Raw genomic sequence first — 10,472 nt, forward strand, 5'->3', positions numbered from 1 at the left:
CCGGGTATCCGGCCGCGCGGTCGGGCCGCCCGGCGGCCCGCGGCGGGTAGCCGACGGCCCGGTCGGTGCCCGCCGGACGCGCGGCGGGAGTACGTCCCGCCGACGGCCCGTTGATCAGAAACGGGAACGGCACGTGCACGAACGGATTGCCGTGCCGGATCAGGGCGTCGAGCTGTCGCTCGTTGAGCCCGTGGTTCAGCAGTACCTTCCGACCCCAACGATGCAGCCGGCAGGGAAACCGGGCGCCGTCGTTGCGGCACAGCGCCCCGGACGGCCACTCCTCGGCCGCGTGCACGACCACCGCCCGGACGGCCAGCCGGACGTCCTCGGGGGTCAACGGCGTCGGGACCGGCAACTCGCCCAGAATCTGATCGATGGGATCCATCGACTGCTCATCGACTCGCACGGCAGACCTCCCGCAGCTCCGGTGGCGGTGCGCTTCAAGCACCGCACCTCGAGCAGTGGTACGGCCACCGCGACGGGATGGTTCAAACGGTTTTCAGACCAACCCGGCGTCGTGAACCAGCAGGGCCACCTGCACCCGGTTGTTGAGTCCGAGACGGGTCAACAGCCGGGAGACGTACGCCTTGACGGTGGCCACGCTCATGTACAGCTCGGCGGCGATCTCGGCGTTGGTACGCCCCCTGCCCAGCGCCACGGCGACGGCACGCTCCCGCTCGGTCAGGCCCTCGATCAGCCGCGCGGCCCGGTCCCGCCGCGGGTCGGCCGCCGGCCCCGCCGTGACGTGCTCGATGAGGGTCCGGGTGACCGTCGGCGACAGGGTGGCCTCGCCGGCCGCCACCCGGCGCACCGCCCGCACGATCTCCACCGGCGGGGTGTCCTTCAGCAGGAACCCGCCGGCACCGGCCCGCAGTGCCCGCAGCACGTGCTCGTCGGCGTCGAACGTGGTCAGCACGAGCACCTCCGGCGGCCGGGGCAGCCCGCGCAGCGCCTCGGTGGCGGCCAGCCCGTCCAGCCGGGGCATCCGGATGTCCATCAGCACCACGTCCGGCCGGCACGCGGCGACGGCCTGGACGACCTCACTGCCGTCGGCCGCCTCGCCGACCACCTTCAGGTCGGGCGTACCGCCGAGGATCATCGACAGGCCGGCGCGTACCAGCGCGTCATCGTCCACGATCAGGACCCGCACCATCTGCTCGCCGCCGGCAGCGGAAGCGTCGGGGGCGGACACCGCCGACGCCGCGCCATCGCCCTCGGCGGCGGCCGGCATTGGGCCGGTCACGTCGCCGGCCACGGCAGCCACGCGGCCAGCCGGAAGTTGCCCCGCTCGTCGCAGCCGTGCTCCAACCGCCCACCGGCGAGACTGACCCGTTCGGCGATGCCGACCAGGCCGGTGCCGGCACCGGGGATGGCCGTCCCGGGCAGCTCGCCCACCGGCCGACGGTTGCGGATCTCCACCCGCAGCCCGTCACCGGGCGCTCCGTCGAGGCCGACGGTGACGGCGGCGCCGTGGGCGTGCTTGCGGGCGTTGGTGAGCCCCTCCTGCACGAGGCGGTAGACGCTGCGTCCCACGGCCACCGGCAGCCGGTCCGGCGCGGAGACCCGATCCCGCAGGTCGACGCGGGTTCCGACGGCCCGGGACTCGGCGATCAGGGCGGGCAGGTCGTCGAGGGTCGGCTGGGGGCGTTCCGGCTCGTCGGGCGGCGAGGTCTCGGCGCGCAGCACGCCGATCACCTCACGCAGGTCCTGAAGGGCGGCGTGCGCGCTGTCCCGGATCACCCCGGCCGCCCGGGCCACCTCCGGCGCGGGCGCGTCGGGGCGGAACTCCAACGCCCCGGCGTGCAGGCTGAGCAGCGAGATCCGGTGGGCGAGCACGTCGTGCATCTCCCGGGCGATGCGGGTGCGCTCCAACTGCCGGGCCTGGGCGACCCGCAGCTGCTGCTCGGCCTCGGCCCGCTCGGCGCGCTCACGCAGCGACATCACCAGTTGCCGCCGCGCCCGCACGAACATCCCCCAGGCCAGCACCAGCAGGATGATCACCACTCCCCAGAGGGTGGAGACCCAGTACGGGCTGCCGGGTTCGGGACGCAGCAGGGGGAAGAAGAAGTTGGTGACGAGCCCGGCTGCGATGACGGCCAGGGCGATCGCCGTCCGACGGTGCACCACCGCCGTGAAGTAGATGATCACCAGGGCGATGGCGGAGGCGAAGGAGAACAGTGTCAACGGCAGCGTCGCCAGCACCAGACCCACCGGCCAGCGACGCCGCCACCAGAGCGCCGCCGTGCAGGCCAGGCCGGAGAAGGCGTCCGCGACGATCATCCAGTCGTGAGGCAGTCGTTCGGCCAATCCCGGGTTCGGGTCGACGGCGTCGAAGGTGGCCAGCACCACCCAGGCCAGGGAGACCAGGAACGCGAGGCTGTCGACCAGCCAGTCGCGGGGGGTACGCCGGGAACGGCGCGGCGCGGCGCCGAGCGACCCGGGTAGCAGACCCGGGTGATCGAGTACGGCGGCGCTGGTCACAGGCGCAATGGTAGGCAGCCGTCGGGCACCGGACCAGCTACCAAAGTCGAGACCTCGGCGTCGACCTTGGTCTGTGTGGGCCAGACCGATGGCCGCTGCGGATGGCCGGCCGGCGCGGACAGGCTGGCAGCCATGATCGCCGTACACCAGCTCACCAAACGGTACGGGCGGCACACCGCCGTCGAGGACGTGTCGTTCCAGTGCGAACCGGGCACCGTCACCGGGTTCCTGGGCCCCAACGGGGCCGGCAAGTCCACCACCATGCGCATGATCTGCGGGCTCACCCCACCGACCGCCGGCACCGCCACCGTCGATGGTCGGTCGTACCGGCAGCTGCCCAACCCGGGCCGTACGGTCGGGGTGCTGTTGGACGCCTCCGCCCAGCACGCCGGGCGGACCGGCCGGGAGGCACTTGCCGTGGCGGCGGCGACGATGGGCGCCGACCGGTTCCGGGTCGGCGAGCTGCTCGACCGGGTAGGGCTGGGCCCGACGGCGGCCCGACGGCGGGTGCGGGCGTACTCGCTGGGCATGCGCCAGCGACTCGGCCTGGCGCACGCGCTGCTGGGTGACCCCCGGGTGCTGATCCTGGACGAGCCGGCGAACGGCCTGGACCCGGAGGGGATCTTCTGGATGCGCGGCCTGCTGCGCGACTTCGCCGACCGGGGCGGCACCGTGCTGCTCTCCTCCCACCTGCTGCGCGAGGTGGAGGCGGTAGCGGACCGGCTGGTGGTCATCGGGGGCGGCCGGATCGTGGCCCAGGGCGGCAAGGACGAGCTGCTGGCCGGCGACGGCGCGGTCGTGCGGGCCCGCGACGGTGCGGCGCTGCGGGCCGCGATGACCCGGGCCGGTCTGACGGTCAGTGAGGGCTCCGAAGGGCTGTTGGTCGGTGCCGACGCCGAGGCCGTCGGGCAGGCCGCCCTGGCCGCCGGGGTGGCGCTCACCGAGCTGCGTCCGGCCGGCGGCGGCCTGGAGCAGTTGTTCCTCACCCTGACCGCCACCGCTCCCGGCCCCGTCGTGCCCGCCACCACCATCGCCGAACCGACCGGGGAGGTCGTCCGATGACCACCGTCACCACCACGCCCGAGGCCGCTCCGGCACACCGCCGGGCCGAGCACCGGCCGTCGCTGGCCCGGCTGACCGCCGTGGAGCTGCGCAAACTCGTCGACACCCGGGCCAGTCGCTGGTTGCTGATCACCATCGGCCTGGTCAGCGCCGTGATCGTCGCGCTCCTCCTGGTGTACGCCGAAGCGCCGGATCAGATCCTCACCATCTTCTTCGCCACGTCCCTGCTGCCGGTCGGGGTGCTGCTTCCGGTGCTCGGCATCCTGTCGATCACCAGTGAGTGGTCACAGCGCACGGCGCTTACCACGTTCGCCCTGGTGCCCCGGCGGGAACGGGTGATCACCGCGAAGCTCGCCGCGATGGTTCTGGCGGCGCTCGGAGCGGTGCTGAGCAGCCTGGCGTTCGCCGCCGCCGGCACGGCGATCGCCGGTGCCACGGGAGGCGCGGGCACGTGGCGGATCGAGGCGGCCCTGGTGGCGCACGCCGTGGTGTTCCAGGTGGCGAGCGTGCTGATGGGCGCGGGGTTCGGGCTGCTGCTGCTGAACACTCCGTTGGCCATCGTGGCCTATCTGGTACTGCCGATCGTCTGGTCGTTCGTGGGCGGACTCGTCCGGCCGCTGAACCGCGCGGCCGAGTGGTTGGACACCGGGCGGACCATGGATCCACTGTTCACCGCCGAGGTGACCGCCGGGCAGTGGCAGCGCCTCGCGGTCTCCCTGCTGCTGTGGTTGGTCGTGCCGCTGGTCGCCGGTATGGTCCGCACCATGCGGCGGGAGGTGGCGTGAGGGCGTACGGGACGCCGACCGTGGTCAGTGGTGGCCTCACCGAGCTGGTCCTGCTCTGGGGCGGCATCCCGCTGGTCGGCGGCGTGCTCGGTGGGTTGCTGGTGGCCGGGGCGGGTTGGGTGGCCGACCTGCCCTGGGCTCCGGTGCAGGGCCTGTTCCGGGCGGTCGACGGTCTGCCCGACCAGTACGCGCTACCCGGTGGGGTGGGTGTCGGCATCCTGGTCGGGCTGGTCGTCGCCGCCATCGGCACCGCAGAGCGGGTACGAGTGACCGTGTCCGGTGCCGAGGTGCGGCTGCGGCAGGGCAGCTCCGAGCGGGAGATCGACCGGCGGGACACCCGGGTGGTCTACCTGGACGGCAAGAACCTGGTGCTGCTCGACGCGGACGACGCCGAGCTGGCCCGGCAGTCGGTCGACCTGCCGGCGAGGGAGCTGACCGAAGCCTTCCGGGAGCACGGTTGGCCGTGGGCGGAGGCGGATCCGCACCGCGCGGCGTACCGGCGTTGGGTGCCTGACCTGCCCGGGTTGCCGGCCGGCGCGGACGCGCTGCTGCGGGCACGCCAGGAGGCGTTGCAGCACGACCGGGGCGGCGAGGCCAGGGAGCTGCGCGCCGAACTGTCCCGCTACGGCGTGGTGCTCCGTGACGACGGCAAACGACAGCACTTCCGGCTGACCCGGTCGGCCCGGCCACCATCCTGACTGGCCTGACGGCACAGCTGCCGTCGACGGCCGACGGTGGTGAGCTGGCGCAGGTGATGCACCTGCCCGGTGACGCCGAGATCCACGACGCCCCGCCCGTGATCGACTTTTCGGCGGACGGCCCGCTACCGTCAGTCGTCTTGGGGAGGTACGTCGATGTACGTCGTGTCCGTGATCAACTACAAGGGTGGGGTCGGCAAGACCACGGTGACCGCCAACCTCGGTGCCGAACTGGCCAACCGGGGGATGAAGGTGCTGCTCATCGACCTCGACCCGCAGGCCAGCCTGACCTTCGGCTTCTACGACCCGGACGACTGGCGGGAACGGCTGCGCGACAGCCGGACGGTGAAACGCTGGTACGACGGCCTACGCGAGGGCAACCCGTCGGTCACGCTCGGTGAACTTGTGGTGTCACCCGGACCGGCGAATTCGCGGCTCAGCGGCGCCGGCCGGCTCGACCTGATCGCGTCGCATCTGCAACTCGTGGACATCGACCTGGCCCTGGCCCGCAGCGTCGCCGGTGGCGAGGAGTACGACGCCGAACTGTTCCGGGTCCGTGGCTCGCTCGCCGACGGGCTGCTCGCCGACGGGCTCGACCCGTACGACATGGTGCTGATCGACTGCCCGCCGAACTTCAACGTGGTCACCCAGTCGGCCATCATCGCCAGCGACCACCTGGTCATCCCGGCCCGGGCCGACTACCTGTCCACCCTGGGCATCGACTACCTGCACGGCAACGTGCGGGAGCTGGTCGAGCAGTACAACGCCGACGCCCGCCGGTTCGCCACCGTACGCCGGCACCAGAAGGTGGCCCCCGACGTGGCCGGCGTGGTCTTCACGATGATCCACTTGCTGTCCCAGCAGCCCATCGCCACCCACCAGGGCTACATGGACCAGGTCCGCAACCTGGGCCTGCCGGTCTTCCCCACCGCGCTGCGGGAGAACGTCACGCTCTACGCGACGAACACCCCGCGCGGCGTGCCGGTGGTGCTGCGCGACCGCGTCACGGTACCCGCCGTACGCGACGAACTGCGCCGCCTCGCCACCGAGTTCCTCGAACATCTCCAGCCGGACCGGCAGCCGCAGCGAAGCGAAGGGCCGGCATGAGCGAGCAACAGGACCTGACCGTCGCCGTCGACCGGCTGGCGACGATGAACAGCCGCGCCGACGGAACCGCGTACCTCTCCCCCTGGCCGCTACGCGACCTGCGGAAGCTGGGCACGGAGTTGGGGTTGCGCGGCGTCGCCGGGTTGCGCAAGGCCGACCTGGTCGAACGGTTGGTCGAGCACACCATCGGCTACCGCCTCACCTCCACCGCGCTACGCCAACGCTGATCCGGCGCGGCACTTGTCAGCCGCCGGTCCGCACCGGCTGCCGCACCCGAGCACTGCCGCCGGTGGCCTGGCGACCGATGACGGTCTGGTGGGCACGGGCCGTCGGCACCCGGTCGAGCAGGGCCCGATACGGGTTGCGCAACGCCCGCTCCCGGTGGCCGGTCAAGCGCACCAGCGCGACCAGCGCGCCCACCAGCGCCGCACTCAGCACAACGGTGGAGGCGACGCCCAGCCAGCCGGCCACGGTGGCGAACGCGACCGGCGCTCCCGCGCCCGCCACCCCGACCCCGCTCATCAACAGGAAGACCGCGGGTACCCACAACAGGTCGTGGTCGGCCGGCATCAGCAGGGCGACCACGAAGCAGATGACCGCCAGGGACGTGCACCCCACCACGAGCGACGCGACCTCCACCGGCCCCCACGCCCACCAGTCGATCAGCGTGCCGAACGAGCGGGTGATCGCGATGCCGACCAGGGTCACGCCGGCCAGCGCCCCGAGCGTGCCGGCGACGTTGCGCAGGAAGACCAGCACCGTCGGCTTCTTCGGCCGTTCGTTGAGCGTCCGCCAGTCCCGCAGGTCAGCGCCGAGGCTGGTGCTGCTCCACAGTCGACAGGCCAATTCCGTCAGTACCGGCGTCGGCAGGCTGGCCAGCAACGCCGCCCGCCAGCCGGACATCCGATGCGCCAGGGCGCGTACCGCGATGTCGCGGGCGGCACCGGGCTCCCGCCGGGCCACCAGGTCGAGCATGTCCCGGATCTCGTACGTGCGGACAGCACCGGAAAGCAGCCGTTTGTAGCCGAAGCCGTGCGCCTCACGAGTCAGCTCCTCGGTCAGTTCGTTCGACACCTTGTCGGTGCCGAAGGCGCCGGCCCACGCGACGAGAGCGATCGCGAGACGCACGTCGACGGTGCCGAGATCACCCGGTGCGTCGTCGGTCGACTCCAGGATCAGCCAGCCGAGGCGGCCCATCGTCCGGGCCATCGGGGTGCCCGGCTCGAAGGGCGCCCACAGCCAGTCGTACCACTCCACGCCCGGCACCCGTCCCGATCGCCGGTCGGTCAACCGCACCGCCTCGGCGGTCACGGACGCCGCCTCCACCGCCGAGGGGTCGAAGGTACGCAGTTCGTTCTCCACGTCCGGCGCACCGACCAGGACGGCCAGCCGCCATGCCGCGCGCACGGCGACCTTCCGGTCTGCCGCCCACAACTGCTCCGCCAGCGTCACGGCGGCGGCGGGCGTGCCGACGGCGGCCAGGTCGTCGACGGCAGCCACCGAGCCGGCACCGGCCCGGGCGGCGAGGGTCGGGATGGCCAGCTCACCAGTGGCCCGCAACGCCGCACGGGCCGCCGGTACCCGTACCGCCATCTCGCTGAGCAACTCGATCGCCTCCCGGCGGCGGGATTCCGCGAGCACCACCACGGCGTCCTCGGCCACCTGGCCGCCGGAGCGCGCCTGCTGGGACAGGTTGTCGAACAACTGCTGACCGAACGTCCCCGGATTGCCGGCCACCGCGCCGAGCGCCGCCAGCACCAGATGCCTGTCGGCTATCGGCCTGCCGAGCAGCCGCACATGGTTGTCCACGATGGTCGCGGCGAGGCTCTCATCGAGCTGTCGGGCCTCGGCGACGCACTCCAGGGCGAGCAGCTTGTCCCGGTCGTCACCGGCGAAGATCTGCCGGACCACGCCGGAGGCGTCGCGGTTGGCCCCGGCACACCAGAGTTTCACCGTCTCCCGCCACCGGCCCGGGTTCTCCCGGTAGAGCCCGAGCAGTCGCTCGGGATCGTCCGCGAGCTCCACCGCCGCCAGGTATTCCTGCAAGGTCAGGTGGGCGAACTCGTAGAGCAGGTTGTTGTCGTCGATGCGGATCAACAGCCCGCTGCGTTCCACGATCTCGTCGACCATGCGCGGCAGGTGCTCCTCGGCCAGCCGGAAGCGGGGCAGGATGCGGGCGAGTTCGGCGTACACCTCCGCCTCGCCGATGACCCGCCGGTCGGTGCCCTGAGACCGACCACCCTGAGCGGCGAGCGCGATCGCCCGCAACGCCATGAGCTTGTGGCCGGCCTGGTAGCGCGCCAGGTTGCGGTGCCGGCCGAGATCCCGGTCCCGGCGCAGCAGGTGCTCGACGGCCTGCTGGTAGAACTCCGCCCGCGAGTTGGTCAACATCGGACCGGCACCGGCGTCCGCCTCGTACAACGTGCTGATCATGGTGAGCATGAGCGGGCTGCGGGCCAGCCTCATCATCGTCGGGCTCGACCGCAGTTCCGCCAGCAGTTGCTCCACGATGTGCCGGGGATCAGCCGACACCTCGTCGCGTTCCCGCCCGGTCGCGTGCGGCTCCGCGCCCCGTCGTCGGGTGAACCAGAGCCGCAGGAAGTGCCGGATACCGGCGTCGTCGAAGCCGGCCACCCGGATCTCCCGGTCGAAGACCGGCCGAAGGTCACCGTCGTAGACCGCGTCCCGGCAGGTGACCACCACCTGCGTCGTCGGATGGCGCTCGGCGAACTCCTTGATGTCCTCGGCGACCGCGCCGCGCCGTTCGGTGACCACCTCGTCGAGCCCGTCGAGGAACACGCAGAGCCGGCCATCGGCCAACGCCACCTCGACCACCTGCTCCGCATCGGCGACGAGCGGGTGGGCGCGGCGGTGCCGTCGGCGGCTCCCCGATTCGTCGTCGGGCCGGCCGAGGGCCTCCGCGATCAGTTGCCGGATCGTGCGTCCGTCCCGGTTGGACCGGGCCAGTTCCACGAGCACCGGTACCCGCTCGAACCGCTCTGGCGCCGCCGCCCAGCGCACCATCGAGTGCCGCAGCAGCATCGACTTGCCGGCCCCCGCCGCGCCGAGGATCACCGTGCGCCGACGGTCCTGCACGTCGCGGTAGATGTCGACCCGCCGACCGTCCTGCTCGTACTCCAACGGCACGTACACCTCGTTCAGCGTGACCGAGACATCCCGGAGAAAGCCGAGCTCCATCCGGGTGTAGGTGCGGGCGACCCAGGCGCGGTAGCGACGCCACTCGTCGGCCCGGATGCCGCGTCGCCGACCGGCCACGAGGCCCCACAGCCGGGCCAGCAGAGACTTGATCCAGTCGGCGAAGAACTGCTGCACCACCCCGACGAGCACGGCCACCAGAAAGAGGCCGAGTGCCGCGTACTCGAAGCCGAAGGGCAGGTCCGGCAGCTGCGACACAGGGCGGCTCCTCTACTCAGTGGCATAGGGCAGGGACACACCGTATGGGTGGGGCTGCCGATGCACACCGGGCTCAGGTGTCACCGTCGATGGACCTTCGGCCAAGTGGGCAGGGTCAAGGGGTTGACCTCGAGTGCGCTCGAAGACGCAGGCTGGTGCCGCGCCCACCGGTTCGGGCGCGCGAGAGGAGTTTCCATGCGGTACCGCACGATCGGCAACGACCCGCGTACCCGCCGCGAGGTCAGCTGCTCAGCCTCGGGGCGATGCTGTTCGGCACGAAGACCGACGAGGCCACCTCGTACGCGATCCTCGACCGGTTCGTCGAGGCCGGCGGCACCTTCATCGACACATCGGACAACTACGCCTTCTGGATGACCGGCGGGCAGGGTGGTGAGAGCGAGGAGCTGCTCGGTCGGTGGCGGCGCAGCCGGGGCGTCGGCGACGAGATCGGCTGGACGGGCCGACCGACCTCGACCCCGACGGCAACGTAGGCGCGGTCGGCGGCGACCTGACCAGCTACCTGCGGGCCGAGCCGGGTCTGGCCCTGGTGTCGTACCGGTCACTGTTGCGGGGTGCCTACGTCCGCGACGACAAGCCGTTGGGGCCGGAGTACGACCTGCCGAGCGCGCCGGTGCGGCTGGCCGCGCTGCGCGAGGTGGCGGCGCAGACCGGCGCGACGGTCAACCAGGTGGTGCTGGCCTGGCTGCTCGACGGCGACATTCCCACCATCCCGCTGGTGGGGGTCTCCTCGGTGGCGCAGCTGGACGAGAGCCTCGCCACCGAGGACCTGGAACTCACGCCCGAGCAACGGCACCGGCTCGACACCGCCTGGTGATGGGGGCCGGAAGCGGGGGGGGGGGGGGGGGGGGCCGGGGCGGGGGCGGGGGGGGGGGGGGGGGGGGGGGGGGGGGGGGGGGGGTGTGGT

General features: G+C 72.3%; 11 protein-coding genes. 7 read left to right on the forward strand and 4 right to left on the reverse strand.

Annotated features, from left to right (window positions below; translation table 11 throughout):
- The 3 genes from AC2CHE_RS25640 to AC2CHE_RS25650 form a co-directional block, all read right to left on the reverse strand.
- The coding region (locus tag AC2CHE_RS25640; protein ID WP_484507406.1) for a hypothetical protein at positions 1-385 on the reverse strand (385 nt) is incomplete at its 3' end.
- Positions 386-499: 114 nt separating this feature from the next.
- A complete protein-coding gene (locus tag AC2CHE_RS25645; RefSeq protein ID WP_484507416.1) occupies positions 500-1,153 on the reverse strand; it encodes a response regulator in 654 nt (217 codons plus the stop codon).
- 86 nt (positions 1,154-1,239) lie between these two features.
- Positions 1,240-2,481 carry a sensor histidine kinase gene (locus AC2CHE_RS25650; protein ID WP_484507407.1) on the reverse strand — a complete coding sequence of 414 codons (1,242 nt, stop codon included), beginning with the start codon at positions 2,479-2,481 and terminating at the stop codon, positions 1,240-1,242.
- 132 nt (positions 2,482-2,613) lie between these two features.
- On the opposite strand from AC2CHE_RS25650, the gene AC2CHE_RS25655 reads away from it, so the two are divergent.
- The 5 genes from AC2CHE_RS25655 (at position 2,614) to AC2CHE_RS25675 (ending at position 6,360) form a co-directional block, all read left to right on the forward strand.
- Entirely contained in the window at positions 2,614-3,543 is a 930-nt protein-coding gene (locus AC2CHE_RS25655; protein ID WP_484507408.1) for an ABC transporter ATP-binding protein, read from the forward strand.
- Positions 3,540-4,328, forward strand: a complete 789-nt coding sequence (locus tag AC2CHE_RS25660) for an ABC transporter permease (protein WP_484507409.1) — start codon at positions 3,540-3,542, stop codon at positions 4,326-4,328. Before AC2CHE_RS25655 ends, AC2CHE_RS25660 begins: the two co-directional genes overlap by 4 nt.
- A complete protein-coding gene (locus AC2CHE_RS25665) occupies positions 4,325-5,026 on the forward strand; it encodes a YqeB family protein (RefSeq protein WP_484507410.1) in 702 nt (233 codons plus the stop codon). Before AC2CHE_RS25660 ends, AC2CHE_RS25665 begins: the two co-directional genes overlap by 4 nt.
- A gap of 156 nt (positions 5,027-5,182) precedes the next feature.
- Positions 5,183-6,133: a ParA family protein gene (locus AC2CHE_RS25670; RefSeq protein ID WP_484507411.1), complete on the forward strand. Its 951-nt coding sequence runs from the start codon at positions 5,183-5,185 to the stop codon at positions 6,131-6,133.
- Complete coding sequence (locus AC2CHE_RS25675) at positions 6,130-6,360, forward strand: Rho termination factor N-terminal domain-containing protein (protein WP_484507412.1); 231 nt, start codon at positions 6,130-6,132, stop codon at positions 6,358-6,360. Before AC2CHE_RS25670 ends, AC2CHE_RS25675 begins: the two co-directional genes overlap by 4 nt.
- Positions 6,361-6,376: 16 nt before the next feature.
- Here the strand turns inward: AC2CHE_RS25675 and AC2CHE_RS25680 are convergent, their stop codons facing one another.
- A complete protein-coding gene (locus tag AC2CHE_RS25680) occupies positions 6,377-9,547 on the reverse strand; it encodes an NACHT domain-containing protein (protein ID WP_484507413.1) in 3,171 nt (1,056 codons plus the stop codon).
- A gap of 263 nt (positions 9,548-9,810) precedes the next feature.
- Between AC2CHE_RS25680 and AC2CHE_RS25685 the strand changes: the two genes are divergently transcribed.
- Positions 9,811-10,038 (forward strand): aldo/keto reductase, encoded by a 228-nt coding sequence (locus AC2CHE_RS25685; RefSeq protein WP_484507414.1) that lies wholly within the window; start codon positions 9,811-9,813, stop codon positions 10,036-10,038.
- A complete protein-coding gene (locus tag AC2CHE_RS25690; RefSeq protein ID WP_484507415.1) occupies positions 9,963-10,382 on the forward strand; it encodes an aldo/keto reductase in 420 nt (139 codons plus the stop codon). The genes AC2CHE_RS25685 and AC2CHE_RS25690 overlap by 76 nt, the downstream gene beginning before the upstream one ends.
- Positions 10,383-10,472 lie beyond the last annotated feature (90 nt).

The organism is Micromonospora sp. ATLC16 (genome assembly GCF_057196645.1).